We start from the raw sequence: 19,926 nt of genomic DNA on the forward strand, positions 1-19,926 counted from the left end.
CTTCTTGACGTGGCGAGAGGAGCAACCGGCAATTTTCATGATGATAACGCTCACCTACCGCATCGAGACGCCTGGCAGCGTCGAAGCGATGGCGAACAAGATCGCTTCCGATCAATCGACCGGCACCTTCGTTCCGGTTCCGGGCGAGACGGAGGAATTGAAGTCGCGGGTTGCCGCGCGGGTACTCGCCATCCGGCCGCTGGAAGATAGGCGCCATCCCTCCTGGCCGGAAGCGCCCGAGGGCGCACGGCTGCAGCGTGCCGATGTCGATATCGCCTTCCCCCTCGATGCGATCGGCACGGATCTTTCGGCGCTGATGACGATCGCGATCGGCGGAACCTTTTCCATCAAGGGCATAACGGGCCTGCGCGTCATCGACATGAAGCTCCCCGAGGCTTTCAGGGATGCCCATCCCGGCCCGCAGTTCGGCCTTCCCGGCAGCCGACGCCTGACCGGCGTTGAAGGCCGGCCGATCATCGGCACGATCGTCAAGCCGGCGCTTGGCCTGCGGCCGCATGAAACTGCCGAGCTCGTCGGCGAACTGATCGCATCCGGCGTCGACTTCATCAAGGACGACGAGAAACTGATGAGCCCCGCCTATTCGCCGCTGAAGGAGCGTGTGGCGGCGATCATGCCCCGCATTCTCGATCACGAGCAGAAGACCGGCAAGAAGGTGATGTATGCCTTCGGCATCTCGCATGCCGATCCCGACGAGATGATGCGCAACCACGATCTCGTGCTGGAAGCGGGCGGCAACTGCGCCGTCGTCAACATCAATTCGGTCGGTTTCGGCGGCATGAGTTTCCTGCGCAGGCGCTCGGGCCTCGTGTTGCATGCGCATCGCAACGGCTGGGACGTGCTGACACGCCATCCCGGCATTGGCCTCGATTTCAAGGTCTATCAGCAGTTCTGGCGGCTGCTCGGCGTCGACCAGTTTCAGATCAACGGCATCCGCGTGAAATATTGGGAGCCGGACGAGAGTTTCGTCGCCTCGTTCAAGGCGGTCAGCACGCCGCTCTTTGCCCCCTCCGACTGCCCGTTGCCGGTTGCCGGTTCCGGCCAGTGGGGCGGCCAGGCGCCGGAAACCTATCAGCGCACCGGCCGCACGACCGATCTTCTCTATCTTTGCGGCGGCGGCATCGTCAGCCATCCGCAGGGACCTGCAGCCGGCGTGCGCGCCGTGCAGCAGGCCTGGCAGGCAGCGGTCGCCGACATTCCGCTCGACGACTATGCCAAAGATCATCCGGAACTTGCGGCATCGATCGCCAAGTTCAGCGATGGAAAGGCTGCATGACGATGCGCGACCTGCTCGTCAGTTACTACGGCGACGACTTCACCGGCTCCGCCGATGTGATGGAGGCGCTTGCTAGCAACGGTATTCCGACCGTGCTCTTCCTCGGCATTCCCGATCAGCCGCTGCTCGACCGCTTCCAGAATTGCCGGGCCATCGGTATTGCCGGAACGAGCCGCAGCGAGACCCCTGCCTGGATGCAGGAGCATCTTGGCCCAGCGCTTGAATGGCTGAAGGCGCTCAAGGCCGGCATCTGCCACTACAAGGTCTGCTCGACCTTCGATTCAGCCCCCGAGGTCGGCAATATCGGCAAGGCAATCGAGATCGGCAGCGCGACGTTCGAACAGAAGCTCGTGCCCGTCATCGTCGGAGCGCCACAACTGAAGCGATACACAGCCTTCGGCAATCTCTTTGCCGCCTACCAGGGACGTATCTTCCGCATCGACCGGCACCCCGTCATGAGCCGCCACCCGGTCACCCCCATGCATGAGGCGGACCTTGCGCTTCATCTCGGCAAGCAGACCGATCTTCCCGTCTCATTGGCCGACCTGGTGCTGCTTTCTTCGCCCGATGCCGATGCGGGGATCGACCAGCTGATTGCCGATCTATCCGGCATCCTGCTTCTCGATGTCGATTCCGCCGAGAGCCAGGCGGCCGCCGGCCGACAACTCAAGCGGATCACGGCCGCAAAAGGCAGCTTCGTCGCCGGTTCCTCCGGTGTCGAATACGCACTCATCAATGCCTGGCGCGAACAGGGGCTGATTGGTCCCAGCATCGAGTTCCAGTCTCCGGGCAGGGTCGACCGGCTTGCCGCAGTCTCAGGCAGCGTGTCGCCAACGACCGAGCGGCAGATCCGCACAGCCATCGCCGATGGCTTCGAAGATATCCCGCTCGATCCGCTGGCGCTCGTCGGCACGAATGGGGAGGCCGCACTGGATGCAGCGGTTGCCGCCGGGCTCGTCGCTCTGAAGACAGGCCGCAGCGTCATCCTGCACACCGCGCTTGGCCCTTCGGCCGACCGTGGCGCCGATATCGATCAGCTGCCCGGCGCTCGTCACCGGCTGGGCTGGGCGCTTGGCACCATCCTGCGCCGCCTTGTCGAAATGGAGGGGCTTTCGCGTGCGGTCATCGCCGGTGGAGATACGTCGAGCCACGCGCTGAAAGAATTGCGCGTCGATGCGCTGACGACCCTGCTGCCGTTGCCGCAGACCCCCGGCTCGCCGCTCTGCACCGCCCATGGCGGTTACGCGCCGACAGATGGGCTGCAGATCGCGCTGAAGGGCGGGCAGGTCGGTGCAGACGGCTATTTCGCGCAGATCCGTGATGGAAGGAAGGCCTGATGACCTGTTGGATGGTCAACCGCGTCAAGATGAACAAGACGCTTGCGAGACCGTCGGTTTTCTGAGCGCTACACACATCTATGATGACATAGTGATTGACTCATCATACCAGTTACAATACGAATCCCGCATACAAAGGTGAGGAAACATGACAGCGATTGCCCTCTTTGGCGCCGGCGGAAAAATGGGATACCGGCTGGCCAAGAATCTCAAAGGTTCCCGTTTTGACGTTCGCCATGTCGAAGTCAGCGATGCCGGCAAGGCGCGCCTGAAGAACGATCTCGGCATCGATTGCACCCCGGCCGATGCCGCGCTCGACGGTGCAGACGTCGTGATCCTGGCCGTGCCGGATACCGCGATCGGCAAGGTTGCCGTTGGCATCGTCAACAAGCTGAAGCCGGGCACCATGGTCGTGGCTCTCGACGCCGCCGCGCCCTTTGCAGGCCACCTGCCTGATCGTGCCGACCTCACCTATTTCGTCACCCATCCCTGCCATCCGCCGATCTTCAACGACGAAACGGAGATGCAGGCGAAGAAGGACCATTTCGGCGGCCTGTTTGCCAAGCAGCATATCGTCTCGGCCCTGATGCAGGGTCCGGAAAGTGCCTATAGCCTGGGTGAGGAAATCGCCAAGGTGATCTGGGCGCCGGTCATGCGTTCGCATCGCGTCACCGTCGAGCAGATGGCGATGCTGGAGCCCGGCCTTTCGGAAACCGTCTGCGCCTCGCTGCTCGTCGTCATGCGCCAGGCCATGGACGAATGCATCGCCCGCGGCGTCCCGGCGGAAGCCGCCCGCGACTTCCTGCTCGGCCACATGAACGTACTCGGCGCCGTGATCTTCAAGGAAGTCGACGGCGTTTTCTCGGATGCCTGCAACAAGGCGATCGAGTTCGGCATTCCAGCCCTCATGCGCGACGATTGGAAGAAGGTCTTCGAACCTCAGGAGATCGCCGACAGCATCCGGCGCATCACCTGACATATCAGCGGCAAGGCGCGCCTTGCTGCTCTGCCGGCCCGCGGGGGGACTTTGACGGACCGGTTTTCTTTTTTCGCATGGATTTCAACCGAACCGGGATTGGTTCGGCCATGCGTCAAACCTGGGAGGAGAAACCATGAAACTTACACGTAGACTGACCCTGGCTGCCTTTGCCGGTGCGCTTTCATTTGGCGTGGCCATGCCGGCCTTTTCGGCCGACCTGATCGCCATCATCACGCCGGCTCACGACAACCCGTTCTTCAAGGCGGAAGCTGTCGGCGCCGAAGCCAAGGCCAAGGAACTCGGCTATGAGGCGCTCGTCATGACCCATGACGACGATGCCAACAAGCAGTCGGAAATGATCGATACCGCCATCGGCCGCGGCGCCAAGGCGATCATCCTCGACAATGCCGGCGCCGATGCTTCGGTTGCCGCCGTCAAAAAGGCCAAGGATGCCGGCATCCCCTCCTTCCTTATCGACCGCGAAATCAATGCGACCGGCGTTGCCGTCGCCCAGATCGTTTCCAACAACTATCAGGGCGCCCAGCTCGGCGCGCAGGAATTCGTCAAGCTCATGGGCGAGAAGGGCAATTATGTCGAGCTCGTCGGCAAGGAGTCGGACACCAATGCCGGCATCCGTTCGCAGGGCTATCATGACGTCATCGACGACTATCCGGACCTGAAGTCCGTTGCCAAGCAGTCGGCCAACTGGAGTCAGACGGAAGCCTACGCCAAGATGGAAACTATCCTGCAGGCCAATCCCGACATCAAGGGCGTGATCTCCGGCAACGACACGATGGCCATGGGCGCGATCGCTGCTCTTCAGGCTGCTGGCCGCAAGGACGTGATCGTCGTCGGCTTCGACGGCTCCAACGACGTGCGCGACTCCATCAAATCGGGCGGTATCAAGGCCACCGTGCTGCAGCCGGCCTATGCGCAGGCCCAGATGGCGGTCGAGCAAGCCGACGCCTACATCAAGAACAAGACGGCACCAAAGGAAGAAAAGCAGCTCATGGACTGCGTTCTCATCAATGCCGACAACGCGGGCAAGCTCGAGACTTTTGCTCTGGCAAAGTAAGGCGGACCGACCGCTGCAGGGAGCGCGGGACACTGCGCTCCCTGCAGCCTGTTTCCATTGATTTCGAGGTTTATCGCATGTTGAGGATCAGGGGCGCCCTGATCGCCGCTCTCGTGGCGGCGGCTTTGCCCGGATGCAAGATCATCAAGACACCGACTGCGGAAGAAAAAGCCGCAGCGGCGGCAAAGAACGCTTTCGATCCGAATGCCAAGGTTGAGGCAATGTGGCAGCCGCAGGTCGTTCCCTACTATGAAAAGCGTGCCGGCGAGTTAAAGGACGTTGCAGCGCTTGTCGCTTCGAACCCTGACCAGGCCGGCGAGAAATACGGCAACCCGCACAAGCAGGCGAGTTCGCCCTGGACCTATGCGGTGAAATTCACGGGCAAGGTCGTCGCGGCCGATACGGCGTCGCGTGCGGCAACGCTCGATGTCGATGCCGATGGCGACGGCAAAGCTGACGCAAAAGTGCAGATCGGCCCGGCACTCCGAGGCACGGCGTTGCGCGATACCTTGGATTTCGTCAATTTCAACGAGTTCAAGAACCAGATCGAATGGGCGCAGTTCGGCAAGTCCTTCAATGAGAAGGCCAACAGCGCTTTCCTGTCGGCAATCCCGCGTGATGGGCTGGTCGGCAAGACGGTCACTGTGACCGGCGCCTTCCCGCTGCCGTCGGGCAGCGACGTTCCTCTCGTCACTCCTTCGGCGCTGATGGTGGCACCATGACCATCACCGAGGCCCCGAAGGACGATATCATCCTGCGCCTCGACGACGTGTCGAAGGTCTATTCCGGCATCGTCGCCGTCAAGCACGCCAATCTCGAGCTGCGACGCGGCGCCGTCAACGTGCTCGTCGGCGAGAACGGTGCCGGCAAATCGACGCTGATGAAGATCATCGCCGGCGTCGAGCGGCCGACGCTCGGGAGCATCATCCTGGAGGACGAGACCGTCTCCTTCACGAGCCCCGCCGATGCGCAGGCGCACGGCATCGGCATGATCTTCCAGGAGCTCAACCTTTTCGCCAACATGTCGGTCGCCGAAAACATCTTCGCGACGCGCGAACTGACCCGCGGCATCATCGGCATCGACCATAAGGAACAGGTCCGCAAAGCCAACGAATTCCTTGAGCGACTTGATGCCGGCATCGATGCCGAGACGATGGTCGAGGACCTGCCGATCGGCCAGCAGCAGCTCGTCGAGATCGCCAAGGCAATGTCGCTGAATGCCCGCATCCTGATCATGGACGAGCCGACATCGGCACTGTCTGCGGCTGAGGTCGAGATCCTCTTCAAGGTGATCGGCGAGCTGAAGGCGCAGGGCGTGGCCATCGTCTATATTTCGCACCGCCTCGAAGAGCTGATGCGGATCGGCGACTTCATCACAGTGCTGCGCGACGGGCAGATCACCGGCCAGGCAATGGTCAAGGATATCGATACGCGCTGGATCGTGCGCTCGATGATCGGCTCGGATGCCAAGGATTTCGCCAAATCGGTGAACCATACGGTCGGCAAGGAAATGTTCCGCACCGAAAATATCAGCCTGCCGCGCCCAACCGGCGGGCTTGCGGTCGACAATATCTCACTATCGGTCAAGGCGGGCGAGATCCTCGGCATTTACGGGCTGATGGGCGCCGGACGCAGCGAATTCTTCGAATGCGTCATCGGCCGTCATGCGCACTCGACCGGCAAGATCTTCATCGACGGCGAGGAAGTGCGCGCCCGCGATACGACGCGGCGCATTCGCCGGGGTCTCGCGCTCATTCCCGAGGACCGGCAGCGCGAGGGGCTGGTGCAGGTGCTCTCCATCGCATCCAACCTGACGCTTGCAAGCCTCGCCCGCTTCACCCGCCTCTTCCACATCAGTGCCAAGGCAGAGAAGAACGCCATTGTTGAGGCGATCCGCGATCTTGCCATCAAGGCGCCTAACCCGGACTTCGAGGTAACGTCGATGTCCGGCGGCAACCAGCAGAAAGTAGTCATCGGTAAGGCGCTGATGACCAATCCGAAGGTTCTTTTGATGGACGAGCCAAGTCGCGGCATCGATGTCGGCGCCAAGGCGGACGTGTTCCGTACCATGCGCCGGCTTGCCGCCGATGGTCTCGCCATCCTGTTTTCAACCTCCGACCTCGAAGAGGTCATGGCGCTTTCCGACCGTATCGCGGTGCTCAGCAACGGCCATCTCATCGCTGTCTTCAACCGTGACGACGCGACGGAAGATGCCATTATCGCTGCCTCGGCAAAGGGGCACGAACATCAAGGGAAACTCGCGTCATGACGGCGGCTACTGCATCCACCTCCGCGCCGAAGAGCGCGAACGGCTCCTTCCTCCTGACGCTGATGAAGCTTCGAACCTTCATCGCGCTCTTTGCCGTCATCATCTTCTTCTCGATCTTCGCGCCGAACTTCACCTCGACGGCGAACATGATCCTGATGTCGAAACATGTGGCGCTGAACGCCTTCCTGGCGATGGGCATGACCTTCGTCATCATCACCGGCGGCATCGACCTCTCGGTCGGCTCGATCGTCGGCCTCTGCGGCATGGTTGCCGGTGGCCTGATCCTTTATGGCGTCGAACTGCCGATCGGCTATACTGTCTATTTCAATCTCGTGGAGATCGTGTTGATCACACTTTCGATCGGCCTCATCATCGGCCTGATCAATGGGCTACTGATCACCAAGCTCAACGTTGCGCCTTTCATCGCGACCCTCGGCACGCTCTATGTCGCCCGCGGCCTGGCGCTGCTTTCCTCCGACGGCCAGACCTTCCCCAACCTCGTCGGCCGGCCGGAATATGCCACGACGGGCTTCGATTTCTTCGGCGCCGGTCGCATTCTTGGCCTGCCGGTGTCGATCTGGATCCTGATTTTCCTCGCGCTCGTTGCTGCCTATGTGGCGCGCTCGACACCGATCGGCCGCCATATCTTTGCCGTCGGCGGCAATGAGCGGGCCGCGCGCATGTCGGGCATCCGCGTGGATCTGGTCAAGATCTTCGTCTACATGTTCTCCGGCCTGTGCGCGGCGATCGTCGGCATCGTCATCTCCTCGGAGCTGATGGCCGCGCATCCGGCAACGGGCGAAAGCTTCGAGCTCAATGCGATCGCTGCAGCTGTGCTCGGCGGAACTTCGATGTCAGGCGGGCGCGGCACGATCGGCGGCACGATCATCGGCGCCTTCGTGATCGGCATTCTTTCCGACGGTCTGGTCATGATGGGGGTTTCTTCCTTCTGGCAGATGGTCATCAAGGGGTTGGTCATCATCATCGCCGTCGTCGTCGATCAGGCGCAGCGTCGGCTGCAGCAGCGCGTGACCCTCATGCAGATGGCAAAGGCAGGTTGAAATGGCTGACGTGAAAGGTGCTTTGATCGGTTGCGGCTTCTTTGCGATCAACCAGATGCACGCGTGGAAGGATGTCGATGGTGCCGCGGTCGTGGCGATCTGCGACCGTGACCCGGAGCGGCTGAAGATCGTCGGCGAGCAGTTCGGCATCAATAGGCGCTATACGGATGCCGCAGCCATGTTTGCCGATGGCGGCTTCGATTTCGTTGATATCGCCACCACGGTACACAGCCACCGGGCGCTGGTGGAGATGGCGGCGAGCCATAAGATCCCCGCCATCTGCCAGAAACCCTTCGCCAAGACGCTTACCGATGCCAAGGCGATGGTCGAAGCCTGCCGGAAGGCAGGCATTCCACTGATGGTGCATGAGAATTTCCGCTGGCAGACGCCAATCCAGGCTGTCCGCCGGCTTCTCGACAACAAGGCGATCGGCACGCCCTTCTGGGGCCGCTTCTCGTTTCGGTCCGGGTATGACGTCTTTTCGGGCCAGCCCTATCTTGCCGAAGGCGAACGCTTCATCATCGAAGACCTCGGTATCCATACGCTCGATATCGCCCGCTTCATCCTCGGCGACGTCAAGACGCTGACGGCCCGCGCCAAACGCGTCAATCCAAAGATCAAGGGCGAGGATGTCGCGACGATCCTGCTCGACCATGAAAGCGGCGCGACGTCGGTCGTCGACGTCAGCTACGCGACCAGGCTTGGCACGGAGCCTTTCCCGGAAACGCTGATCGAGCTCGACGGCACCGACGGAACGATCCGTCTTTCTGTCGGCTACCGGCTCGAGGTCACCAACGCGGCCGGCACGGTCGTATCCGATACCTCGCCGCAGCTACTCTCCTGGGCAGCGCGTCCCTGGCACAATATTCAGGAAAGCGTCTATGCAATCCAGAAGCACTGGGTCGACCGGCTGAAGAACGGCGGTGAGCCGGCAACCTCAGGCGCCGACAACCTCAAGACCTTCGCCCTCGTTGAAGCGGCCTATGACAGTGCGGCATCAGGCAAGACAATCGACGTGGAGGCGATGCTGAAATGACGACGGACGCCTTCGCTCTCTATGGCACGCATGAGGCCGATGAGCATCCGGTCCGCCTAACTGCCGGACGCCTCTCAGCCGATCTGGCAAAGGGCAATCTGCGGACGATCCGCTATGACGGCGTCGAGGTGCTGCGTGCCGTTTCCTATCTTGTGCGTGACCGCGACTGGGGCACCTACAGTCCTGATATCGAGAACCTCTGGATCGAGCAGGGCAACGATGCCTTTTCCGTTCGTTATGTCGCGCATTGCCGGGGACCCGAAGACAGCAGGCTTGGCATTTCGGTGCATATTGCGGCAACGGAGCATGAACTGATCTTCGAAGCCGGAGCGCTCTCGCCGACCGGTTTCGAAACCAATCGCTGCGGTTTCTGCATCCTGCATCCGATCGTCGGCATTGCCGGAAGCCCTGCCAAGGTCGAGCATGTCGATGGCAGCGTGAACGAGACGCGCTTCCCCGACCAGATCGATCCCTGGCAGCCCTTCAAGGATATGCGGGCGATCACCCATCAGGTGCTGCCGGACGTTTCAGCCGAATGCCGCATGGAAGGCGATACGTTCGAGATGGAAGACCAGCGCAACTGGTCGGACGCGTCCTACAAGACATATGTGCGGCCACTGGCCCTGCCCTGGCCCTACCAGATCGCCGCAAACGAACCAGTGCGCCAAAGGATCGTCCTTGCCATCCGCGATACGAGAAGCGGAGAGACGACGGAAGCCGGCAGCGCTGAGCGCACCATCAAGCTCGAGCCGGGCGATCGCAGTGGCACCATGCCTGACATAGGCGTTATCGTTACGCCTGACGAAGCCAAAGCGGTACTTGCTGCCCGTGACCTCCTGTCCGACATCGCGCCGCAGGAACTGCTTTTCCATTTCGACCCCAATGCCGGGCACGGCACTGAGGCCTTGAAGGATTTTGCTGCGGTTGCCGCGCTTCACTGCGGACGATCGACGCTGGAGATCGCCCTTCCCTGCAAGCAAACACCGGCCGCCGAAACCGCCGAGATTGCGAGGCAGATGCAGTCTGCGGGCTTCCACCCGGACGCAATCCTGATCTCACCCTCCGTTGACCGGCAATCGACACCACCCGGCAGCAAATGGCCGAAATGCCCGCCGCTGGAGGAGGTCTATGCCGCAGCACACGAGGCCTTTGCCGGCATTCGCATCGGCGGTGGCATGCTCAGCTATTTCACCGAACTCAATCGCAAGCGCGTACCGGCCGATCGCCTCGGCTTCATCAGCCATTGCACCAATCCAATCGTCCATGCCGCCGATGATCTGAGCGTCATGCAGACCCTGGAAGCGCTGCCCTTCATCACGCGCTCGGTGCGCGCCATCTACGGCGACAAGCCCTACCGGATCGGCCCTTCGACCATTCCTATGCGGCAGAACCCCTATGGCAGCCGCACGATGGACAATCCCACCGGCTCCCGCATTCCCATGGCAAACCGCGATCCACGCCACAATGGCCGCTTTGCGGAGGCATTCGCGCTCGGTTACGCCATCCGTGTGCTCGATGCCAACATCGAATGCCTGACGCTTTCAGCGCTCACCGGCCCCTCCGGCCTTGTTGCCGGTAAGGAAGAGCCAGCGGAAGAAGGCGCCAATCGCCCGCTTTTCAACACCGTGAAGCTGCTGTCCCGCCTTGCCGGATCAGCCTGGAATGGCTGCAGGTCTTCGCATCCATCGGAGGTATTGGCTTTCCAATCAGGCTCGACTGTGTATATCCTTAATCTGACGGCCGAAGAGCAAAACATCGATATCAGTGCCTTTGGGTCGACCTCAGGCAAAAGCATGGCACTTGCGCCTTTTGGTACGGCCTCGATCAGACTCGCCGTTTAGGGCTTTTGGGCGCATCGCGCGGACCGGTGGGCATCAGCATCTGTGCCGTTGCCAGGCGACACACATTCTTTGATTGCTTTTATGATTCCCTTCTCGTAAAAGGTTTAGATGCGAAACATCGGGTGAGCCGTTACGATGGAAACGATTCCACCGAGGGCTTTGATGTAGCTTCGACCCTGACCGACACCCTTGATCATCTGCCAGCCAACAAGCGACGTGAATTTGCCCGCGTGCTTTGGTCGAGGAAGCCTGCGAAGTGCACTTTGCCAAGTAAGGACCATCTGGTCGCCTCGAAGGGATAAGAACCGGCGACCCCGCATTACACGATCTTGCAATTGAGGGATTCGAACTATCGGCCTGTTCCCACCAGACTACGAGTAGGTTGGCTGCGGGGGCACGATTTGAACTTATAGCCTGACGCCGTCGGCCGCGTGAAGACTGTTACGAAACGGTTTCGCCGGTGCTGATAACTCCAATCTGTCTTTCGGAAAAGGAGTCGCTTGCCGGGGCAGTCGCCCACGGTTTCCGCCCTTCTCTAATCGGCGGACTGGCATCAGCCGCCTTCGCAATTTTTCTAAGTTTTGCGATAAAATCAACGCCCGCGACTCGCTGGCAAAAGTCGAAGTTGCGCGACGAATTCTGCAACAAAATCCGAGAGAGAACGTATGCTCAAAGTTCGCCCCGCAGCAACCGCCGATGATGAGAGGATTGTTCTGCTCTGGCATCAAGGATGGCACGAGGCTCATGCTCACCTTGTGCCGTCTGAGGTGCTGGCTTTTCGGACGAAAGACCACTTCACTCTGTGGCTGAAGGAGGCACAAGACGCATCCTATGTCGCGATTGATGAAACTGGTATACTTGGGTTTATCTCCGTAAAAGAGGCTGAGATCGTCAAGCTTTATGTCAGCAACCGCGCTCGCGGAACCGGTGTAGCCCACGCCTTGCTCTCATTCGCTGAAAATCTACTGCGTGATATAGGCATAACAAAAGCGGTGCTGCTCTGTACGGCAGGCAACATCCGAGCTGAACGATTCTATAAGCGGGAGGGCTGGGTCCTATCTCATTCCTTCGACGATGCTCTTTGGACGCCACAGGGCGTTGGTAAGAAATTCATCGTGTCTACCCACTGCTTTAAAAAAGACCTGACGCTGGTTGCTTAAAGCCCGCATGTAACGGGTGATTTCACGCCTGTCCTCGTCTATTTTGGCCCCACAGAGCAGTTGCGGAGCCAACAACCAGTATCGCACAAAAGAACCACAGCGCCGCTGGTGACACCTGCGTGTAAATGAACGTTCCGATCGATGGGGCCGCGATACCTGCCGCTGATTGCACTGTCCGATAGAAACCCATGTATTCGCCGCTCCGTTGAGCGTCTTTGGCGGCCTCCCCCATGGCGACAGCCATGATAGCGGGATAGAATAGCAATTGCCCAATCGTGATCAGCAAATAGAGCGCGACGAGCGCTCCCATGCTAGAGGCAACAGAGATAAGAAAGAACGCTGAGGAAACGATACCCATTCCGACAACGGCGGTTCGCAATTGATTTTGCGTTTTAACCCAGGCGGTTACAGGCAAGACCGCAGCTGCAAAGGTGATGTACCCAATGGTCAAGAGACTTCCGAAAGCTGCAGCATCCATCCCGTAAACCGAACTGACATAGATCGGTAGTGTTACAGATGTTTGCTTTGAGACAACGTCAAGGACGCAGGAAGCTAAGCAGACGATCAGGAATGTGACGCTCGTATAGGGTGCCGATGCTTGGCCATTCTGCGCGACTTGCTTTTTTGCCGCCGGCTGGGAATGATTGGCACGTTGGTCCAGGAAGACGAATACAAGGCCGGCGGCCACTATCGAAGTCAGACCATCGGCATAGAAGATTAGATGCGGTTCAATCGCATAGAGTTTTCCCCCAAGTCCTGCCGCAATTCCTGCTCCGACATTGATGGCGACGACGTAGACCGCATAGGCGTGCGACCGTTCGCTCTCGGGGCATAAACGGACCACACAGGCATCATAGGCCGGACGAAACGCACCATTCGCGAATGCCAAAATGATCAACATCGCGCCGATAAGCAGGACGTTCGAAATTAGCGGAATGATGAACATGGCAACTGCGCTCACCAGAAAGCTGAGAAACAAAACATTTCGCGACCCGATTCGGTCACTCAACCTTCCGCCGCTCCACGCTCCAAGGATCCCGCCGATGCCAAAACATGTCAGCAGGACGCCTGCGATCTCGACCGAAAACGCAGTCACCTGGGTTAGGTACAATACCAGGAACGGCGTGACCATGAAGCCCAGGAAGTTGACAAAGGCCGCGACTGCAAGCAGCCAAAGCTGAGCCGGCAGTCGCGGGACAAGCGTGCTCTTGCGCAAATGCAATTTACTCATACCTACTCGGACGTTCAGGAATCGTCGGCCAGTTCGTCGCTTTGCAAAACCATTGAGCGAGCATGAGGAGACGGGCGAGCATGGTTACCGGACCTGCCAGCGTCAGCCCCATTGGCAAACCCTCCACCGAAAATCCATTTGGAACGGTTATCGCGGCTCGATCGCTGAGAAACACCGGCATAACAGTTTCAAACGGGTCTGGATCATATCGACCAGGGGTGAGCGGCCATTCGGCCATTAGGGGGGCAGCTAGTCCACTTGTAGGCAATAGAAATATGTCGTCCGTGACAGGCAACTGATACGAGCTGCGCAGATCCTGAAGCTTTTGTTGCCCTTCCGCATTGAGTGGGTTTTCTGAAACCAGGGCCGCCGCAATCCGGCATTCTTCGGTGATCAGGTTTTCGGTCGGAATGACTTCGATCCCTGCCTTTTCAAACTCTCGGATCGCCAACGCATAGTTGGTACGCGCATCGAAATGAACCGTATCCCAAAACCTCCCTTTGGCCAGATGAACGCGCGGCACAATCATTGCGATAGAAGATTGCCGATCAAATCCATCGTCAGCGTCATACAACCGTAAGCTTTCGTCATCCGCCGAAAGACTTTTTATCCAGGCGTGTCGAACGTCGTGGACATCATGGCCGAGGAATGAAAGTCGCCCCCGTGCCATAGACTCCCCAATTCGAGGCGCATAGAAACCGATGACGCCTGACATCGACGCCGCGACGAGGAGTTGGCCGTTTACATCTTCGCCAAGCCCTACGGTTTCCGGCCGTGTCGAAATGGCGTGCGCCAGCGGCGACCCGAGTGGTCCAGCAATAAAATCGGCACCCCATGCATTTGGTATTTTCCGGCCTTCAGCCGTCTCTGTAACCACATCGGCGATATGGGCGGCGTTGTTCTCGAGTTGACGTAAAGCCTGGATGACGATCCCATCATCGGCGACCGGCAGTGTCCCTTCGATTTCCTGTTGGTACCGAAGGTAGATTATAGCTTTGCTTGAGATTAAATTGGGGGGCACCGAGAGACTGCCGTCCAAACGAAGTTCGATATCTTCCATCGAATTCACCTGTGAAAATTTTGAGCCCGAATTTTCGACAAGAGTTCGTCACGAATTGCAAATTCGGGCGCAAGCCAGGCGACGTAATCGTTGGACGTGTCCGGATAGCCAGCGGCGAGAGCGTAAACTACGCTGTGGGTTAATTCCGTCTCGCCGATAGCCCGCTCTATCAACGAATGACCGATCGCTCCGGCCGGATTTGCGACGACACCCTGCTTGCTGAGGATAAGCATCATGTTTTGAGCGATATGTCCCGCCTCCACGAATGCGTGCCCATATGCGCTACCATTTATGTACTTCCACATCACCCGTTCGAAATGCGCGACAAGGAAAATGATGACGCTCGCGTTTGCAACCCATGGCTGATTTTCGGCGAACATTTCATCCATAGTCGGCATGGCGTTACGGGGCGCAATCACCTCTAATGTGTGGTGCAAGGCATTGTAATGATAAAAGCGCTCTTCCAAGAGGCCCGAGACCCTGCGTACGAAAATGTAACCCTCGTAAGCGTTGCGCGCACCCGGTGAAGGCGTCATACGAAGTGGATGATCGCCCACCTCAGTAGACACGATATCGGTGATCCCCAACCCAGCGTATAAGGCATCGGCGACCAACGGTAATTCTAAAGGTTTGTCGAGGAACGCTCTTATCGAACGCCTGGTGCGCATAACTGCTTTGAGTTCGCTGTCGATCTGAAAGCGGGGTAACGGGATGCTGTCATCCGGAGACTTTAGGGTCATTAGAGGCGGTGAAGGCTGCGATTTCGATCGGAAAATCTGGATTTCAGCTGCCATCTGATCGTTGACGGTCAGGTTGTCTTGTGACGAAAAGTGAAGCTGAGCCGTAACCGATCCCCACTCCCATGTTTCGTCGTACTCGGTGTCCTTGTCGGAAATGATATCCCCTTCAACGACCAACGCAGTGAGCTCAAATAATTGGACAATTTCTTCGACCAGAGATGACGTGTGATAGGCTCGCGTAACGGAAAAGACCTCATCAAGCGGCCTCCATTCTTCGGACTGAAGGAGAACGTCGAGGCAGCGCAAATTGCAGGTGAAGGATCGATTCGTAAGGAAATTAAAGATGACCACCTCGCCATTTTTCACAAAGTAGGAAAGAGCTCGCGCCCTTCGATAGCGAAACGACCGGTCGTTTTTTCCGGAAGAGGTCTCCATGAAGCAATCTCCAAACACACGCTATTTCACGGCGGTCCAACGGCTAATCTCTAACCGCTGAACCGTCTTGTTGCGGTGACGATAAAGGCTTGATTATTGCTCGTTGACAGAATGGACGTGAAGCGCCGGCTTCACAAACGGCATGCTCTTGTTCAGGCTAAGAGCGCAATAGACGATTTCCTGCGCCGCTTGATCAATCTTGGAAATCGCGAAGGCGGCCTCGTTGCGAGCGGGGCCTTCCGGGAGTTCGTTGGCGATCTTGCGCAAGGTATCTTGCACCTCCGACAAGAGTTGATCGCCGACTTGGTAACGAGCGATCGCGCTCTTATCGATCTCTGAAGACAATTCGTCCTCGGTCATCGGGACAGATTTCGCCTTGTGATACTGCATCAATTTTGATTTGAGTTCAGAAGGGGATACGCGTTGGGACTGCATTTCTACCTCCGTTGATACCAAATATGGAACTTGGGATAGTGCCTGCCGGTGATGTACAGCCAGCGATAGCAAATTACGCAAAAGGACTTGCGGCGTAAAGAGGATTTCCGATCACATTTTTCAACGATCTGAAGTCCGGTTCTTGCATACAGTTTCTTGCGCCATTTCCCGTTGGCGCAATATTTCCGTCAACCAATGTCATCGTTTCTGTCCTTGAGTGCTGCGTACATCCGAGTGTATTTCTTTCTGCAGTTGAAAGGGACTCGAACAGTCGACCTCACTGCAAGAGCGTAGCACGACCGCGATCTCCGCACCTTTCGCCCTTAGGCGATGGCGATTACCGACGATCAAGCTTATTAGGAAGTTGATTTCCGTCACCGAGCCCGCCGGGGGGTCAAAACCGTAAGGCGTTAACGTGCTTCTAAGAAATTGGATGCAATCTTAGTCGTTAGTTGCCCCAGGAGAGACAACCCGAAATCTGGACCAGGTGCCCGGAACGCACCGGCTGCGTGCCGTCTCGGCTGTGGGCGATGTTTTCCCCCTGACGGACACGGCCAACGGTCGCGCCGTGCTCTCGCAAATGCCGGAAGAAACGGCCGAGCGTCTGGTGCTTGAGGAATTCCGCAAGCGCGGCCTTGATGGATCCTGGAAGAACTTTTCACCGATCCTTGAAAGCGTTCGTCAAAGCGGTATCGCCTACGATCTCGACGCACACACGGTCGGGATATCTGCAGCAGGCATAGCCTTCAGCGACTGGAAGGGCGCGCTTCACGCCATTTCGGTCCCTGTCCCGACCTCACGCTTCGAAGAGCAGAAAGACGCGGTCGTTCAGGCCCTTCTGGAATTGAAGGGTTCGGTAGAGCGCTTGTTTGGAAGCTGAGTTAATATCCGACCATACCAATAGAACATTCCGCTCTTGAAGGGAACAGAACCTGCGACCCAGTAATTCGACTTCCGACTTTTAGCAGTTGAACGGAATCGAACCGCTGACCCGACAGGCCCGAAATATACACCGGGTACATCTGTCGCCGCTTCAACGGCTTCAACCATTCCGTCAGTGCAACATCCTGCTCTGCCATCCTTCGCACCCCTGTTGGAATGCCAAAGATGGCCCATCATCGTTTACCGAGAAATAATCTGCCAAAGTCGTGCATCTGGGTCCTGTTGACAAAGTGTGATGGGGCGCTTGCGGGTATTCGTGATCCGGATGTTCAGCGAATGACAACCGCACGGTGCCCGGTTTACCTTTTTAGAAGCACAGGTTTTCGCCCCGTCCGGAGACATCGTGGTTAGTACTACAGTTGCGTTTGATGCCTTGCTTTGTAGTGAGAAAGCATTGCGGATGCTTGATGCCTGCGTCGCCAGAGTGACCATGCCAAGATGAGGCGAACTCTAATCGGGGGCTGTAGCAGGAGGCGTTTGATCAGATAGCGGATCTCTGCGACGCTGGGCACGAAGGCCATGGTGTTGGTCAGGCGGCGATTGGCGGGTTTGGACTCGTTTCGTTCGGTTTGCCAGCAGCGGTGCGGCGTAGATCGGCGCCGAGTTTGGCGAGGAATGCAGCGGCTGCCATGACGAGCGTCATGTGCCGCTTCCAAGCATGCCAGGATCGCGCTTCGCAATGATCCAGGCCGAGATCGTCCTTCGCACGCTGGAAGCATTCTTCCACGGTCCAACGCAGCCCGGCAGCGCCCGCCAATTCGCTCAATTCGGTACCGGCGGGCGCAAAGACAAAGTAATAGGCGCGCGCATCGGGTTCGCGTCGGCTGCGCCGGATCAGAAGCCAGCGCTCCCATTGTGGATCCGGGCGAGAGCTGAGAGGAATACGGGCCCAATCATAAAGCCGAAGACCCTTGGCACCTTCGCCTGCTGCATGGCTCTGCCAAACCTCCGGTTTCAACTCATCAGCCATCGTTTCGGGATCGGTCTGCTCGATCCCTTGCTCACGCACAAAGCGCAGGCATTGATTGGAGCGCACTGCCAGAACATAAGGCTGGCCACGGCTTTCCAGCATCCGGCGCAGCTTGGAATCCGAACCATAAAGCGCATCCGCCAATACCCAGGCACAAGGCACGCCGGCATCCAGCGCATCGGCAATGAGCTTGGCTGCAATGGCCGGTTTGGTCGCGAAGGCTTGGGACTGGGGGACGTGAGCCGAAGCACGGCGGGCTTCATCCTCGGCCCACTCCTTCGGTAGATAAAGTTGCCGATCGATCAGGGTCTGACCGTAGCGGCTTGCATAGGCAAGGAAAACACCGATCTGACAGTTCTCGATCCGGCCGGCCGTGCCGGAATATTGTCGTGCGACACCGACTGAATGGGCGCCTTTCTTCAGGAAGCCGGTCTCATCGACCACAAGAACGCCGTCCGCGTCACCGAGAGACTCTATTGCATAAGCGCGAACCGTATCGCGCAATGCGTCAGCATCCCAATGGCTGCGCCCCAGCAGCGATTGCATCCGATAAGGGCGCTCCAGTCCTGCCTGTTCCGCCATCAGCCAGCCAGTCTTGCGCTCTACTCCCGACAACAACCCATCCAGAAAGGCACCGCACGATGCGCGCAATTCTCGGCGACCAAAGACCGAGCCCAACCGCACCTTCAAGGCATCGAGCTCACGATGCCACGCCAGAACCGACCCGGACCAACCCGCAACCGACATTGAACTTCCCTCCCGCCAAATGCGGGAAGTGAATCATGACTTCCGGTAAACCGCAACTGTAGTACTAGAGCAGATCCTGTTTAATCTGGGTCATATCCCGCGGCCTTGAAGTAGTTGGCGCATTCTGCCGTCGTGAAGCGAGGCATCAAGGCGCCCACCGCATCCCACAAAGCGTCGATCTTTCGCTCCGCCCGAGCCCGCAACATGGCTTTCAATTTGGAGAATGCGTTCTCAATGGGATTGAAGTCAGGACTGTAGGGCGGCAGGAACATGAGTTTGGCGCCGGCGCGCTCGATGGCATCGCGGACGCCGGCTGTTTTGTGCGCAGGCAGGTTATCCATAATAACCACGTCGCCGATTTTCAGGGTGGGCAGCAGCACCTGTTCGACATAAGCAAGGAAGACGTTGCCGTTCATCGCGCCATCGTAGACGAAGGGGGCGGTCATTCCGCTGAGGCGCAACGCTCCAGTGAAAGTCGTAGTCTTCCAATGGCCATGCGGCACACCTGCTCGACAACGCTCGCCTCGCATTGCGCGTCCGCGCAGGCGCGCCATTTTGGTCGACAGACCGGTCTCGTCTATAAAGATCAGCTTTTCTGGATCGAGATCGAGCTGGCCATCAAACCAGGCTCGCCGCCGCTTCAAGACATCTGGTCGATCCTGCTCCAATGCATGTGCGGACTTTTTTTAAACGTCCACCCGCGGCTTCGCAGCCAAGCACCGAGCGCACTCCGGCTGATGCCGACCTGCCGCTCAACGCACAGACGCTCGACCATTTCATCCAGCGTCACGTCCTTGCGATCGTCGATCATCTCGACAACGAAAGCCGCGTGTGCGTCGAGAGCCGACGGTCGTCTCCAACCTTGCGGCCGGGGGGTCGGCTCGCCGTCTTTCGCTCTCGCGATCCACCGGATTGCCGTCGAAATCCCAACCCCGAACCGGACAGCCGCCTGCCGCGCTGACATGCCAGCCGCAGACGCTTTCAATACGCGTAATCGAAGATCGTCGCTCAGTGCTCGTGCCATCATCCACCTCTTCGTTGTGGATGTTGAATCAGCTTCGCTGCGCCGCGTCACCTCACAATCGATTCATCGATCGCAGGATCTGCTCTAGTGTCGCACCTCTGGACACCGTCGTCGCAGTTTATTGCACTGGCGGCGTAGTTGGCGAGGGCGGCCTGTCGTCATCATTCGGAGGTGCGCCGGTCTTCAAGAACGACGCCTCCGGGGAATGCTTCATTGGCGCATGGCGAGCCCGTAATGCTTCGCGCTTTCGCAGCGAACTTCGGGCTCGCAGCAACACCGAGTTAATGTTG

The 19,926-nt window shown here is 58.6% G+C and carries 17 protein-coding genes; 11 read left to right on the plus strand and 6 right to left on the minus strand.

Translation table 11 applies throughout. The features are described 5' to 3' along the window. Positions 1 to 37: 37 nt before the first annotated feature. The 10 genes from oiaX to KQ933_RS30310 all read left to right on the plus strand — a co-directional run bounded on the left by oiaX (position 38) and on the right by KQ933_RS30310 (position 12,052). Complete coding sequence (gene oiaX / locus KQ933_RS30265; RefSeq protein ID WP_216759674.1) at positions 38 to 1,294, plus strand: 3-oxo-isoapionate-4-phosphate decarboxylase OiaX; 1,257 nt, start codon at positions 38 to 40, stop codon at positions 1,292 to 1,294. Between the two features lie 2 nt (positions 1,295 to 1,296). Beyond that, entirely contained in the window at positions 1,297 to 2,631 is a 1,335-nt protein-coding gene (locus tag KQ933_RS30270; protein ID WP_216760891.1) for a four-carbon acid sugar kinase family protein, read from the plus strand. A gap of 148 nt (positions 2,632 to 2,779) precedes the next feature. After that, positions 2,780 to 3,607, plus strand: a complete 828-nt coding sequence (locus tag KQ933_RS30275) for a phosphogluconate dehydrogenase C-terminal domain-containing protein (protein WP_216759675.1) — start codon at positions 2,780 to 2,782, stop codon at positions 3,605 to 3,607. 136 nt (positions 3,608 to 3,743) lie between these two features. Next, a complete protein-coding gene (locus KQ933_RS30280; protein ID WP_216759676.1) occupies positions 3,744 to 4,685 on the plus strand; it encodes a D-ribose ABC transporter substrate-binding protein in 942 nt (313 codons plus the stop codon). A gap of 77 nt (positions 4,686 to 4,762) precedes the next feature. Beyond that, complete coding sequence (locus KQ933_RS30285) at positions 4,763 to 5,407, plus strand: DUF2291 family protein (RefSeq protein ID WP_216759678.1); 645 nt, start codon at positions 4,763 to 4,765, stop codon at positions 5,405 to 5,407. After that, positions 5,404 to 6,954, plus strand: a complete 1,551-nt coding sequence (locus tag KQ933_RS30290; RefSeq protein WP_216759679.1) for a sugar ABC transporter ATP-binding protein — start codon at positions 5,404 to 5,406, stop codon at positions 6,952 to 6,954. The genes KQ933_RS30285 and KQ933_RS30290 overlap by 4 nt, the downstream gene beginning before the upstream one ends. After that, positions 6,951 to 8,015: an ABC transporter permease gene (locus tag KQ933_RS30295; protein ID WP_216759680.1), complete on the plus strand. Its 1,065-nt coding sequence runs from the start codon at positions 6,951 to 6,953 to the stop codon at positions 8,013 to 8,015. The genes KQ933_RS30290 and KQ933_RS30295 overlap by 4 nt, the downstream gene beginning before the upstream one ends. A 1-nt stretch (position 8,016) precedes the next feature. After that, a complete protein-coding gene (locus KQ933_RS30300) occupies positions 8,017 to 9,051 on the plus strand; it encodes a Gfo/Idh/MocA family protein (RefSeq protein ID WP_216759681.1) in 1,035 nt (344 codons plus the stop codon). Then, on the plus strand, positions 9,048 to 10,892 hold the full coding sequence (locus tag KQ933_RS30305) for a hypothetical protein (RefSeq protein ID WP_216759682.1): 1,845 nt from the start codon (positions 9,048 to 9,050) through the stop codon (positions 10,890 to 10,892). Before KQ933_RS30300 ends, KQ933_RS30305 begins: the two co-directional genes overlap by 4 nt. A gap of 665 nt (positions 10,893 to 11,557) precedes the next feature. Next, positions 11,558 to 12,052, plus strand: coding sequence for a GNAT family N-acetyltransferase (locus KQ933_RS30310; RefSeq protein WP_216759683.1), 495 nt, complete (start codon positions 11,558 to 11,560; stop codon positions 12,050 to 12,052). A gap of 22 nt (positions 12,053 to 12,074) precedes the next feature. Here the strand turns inward: KQ933_RS30310 and KQ933_RS30315 are convergent, their stop codons facing one another. From KQ933_RS30315 to KQ933_RS30330, 4 genes are all read right to left on the minus strand, one after another. After that, positions 12,075 to 13,283, minus strand: coding sequence for an MFS transporter (locus KQ933_RS30315; protein WP_216759691.1), 1,209 nt, complete (start codon positions 13,281 to 13,283; stop codon positions 12,075 to 12,077). Beyond that, entirely contained in the window at positions 13,276 to 14,343 is a 1,068-nt protein-coding gene (locus KQ933_RS30320) for an amidase (protein WP_216759693.1), read from the minus strand. The genes KQ933_RS30315 and KQ933_RS30320 overlap by 8 nt, the downstream gene beginning before the upstream one ends. A 5-nt stretch (positions 14,344 to 14,348) precedes the next feature. Beyond that, positions 14,349 to 15,518, minus strand: coding sequence for a SagB/ThcOx family dehydrogenase (locus tag KQ933_RS30325; RefSeq protein ID WP_216759695.1), 1,170 nt, complete (start codon positions 15,516 to 15,518; stop codon positions 14,349 to 14,351). Between the two features lie 93 nt (positions 15,519 to 15,611). After that, a complete protein-coding gene (locus tag KQ933_RS30330) occupies positions 15,612 to 15,953 on the minus strand; it encodes a hypothetical protein (RefSeq protein ID WP_216759697.1) in 342 nt (113 codons plus the stop codon). 487 nt (positions 15,954 to 16,440) lie between these two features. On the opposite strand from KQ933_RS30330, the gene KQ933_RS30335 reads away from it, so the two are divergent. After that, positions 16,441 to 16,833 carry an IclR family transcriptional regulator C-terminal domain-containing protein gene (locus KQ933_RS30335; protein ID WP_216759698.1) on the plus strand — a complete coding sequence of 131 codons (393 nt, stop codon included), beginning with the start codon at positions 16,441 to 16,443 and terminating at the stop codon, positions 16,831 to 16,833. A 591-nt stretch (positions 16,834 to 17,424) separates the two neighbouring features. On the opposite strand, the gene KQ933_RS30340 is transcribed toward KQ933_RS30335, so the two are convergent. Both KQ933_RS30340 and KQ933_RS30345 read right to left on the minus strand, forming a co-directional pair. After that, positions 17,425 to 18,612: an IS701 family transposase gene (locus KQ933_RS30340; protein ID WP_216755009.1), complete on the minus strand. Its 1,188-nt coding sequence runs from the start codon at positions 18,610 to 18,612 to the stop codon at positions 17,425 to 17,427. Positions 18,613 to 18,692: 80 nt separating this feature from the next. Next, positions 18,693 to 19,636, minus strand: a protein-coding gene (locus KQ933_RS30345) for an IS630 family transposase (RefSeq protein WP_216755581.1) whose coding sequence is annotated in 2 segments (ribosomal slippage) — positions 18,693 to 19,300 and positions 19,300 to 19,636 — 945 coding nt in all. Because the reading frame shifts where the segments join, the coding sequence is not laid out codon by codon here. Positions 19,637 to 19,926: the final 290 nt, after the last annotated feature.

The sequence above is a fragment of the Rhizobium sp. WYJ-E13 genome (assembly GCF_018987265.1).
In the GTDB taxonomy this organism is placed as follows: Bacteria; Pseudomonadota; Alphaproteobacteria; order Rhizobiales; family Rhizobiaceae; genus Rhizobium.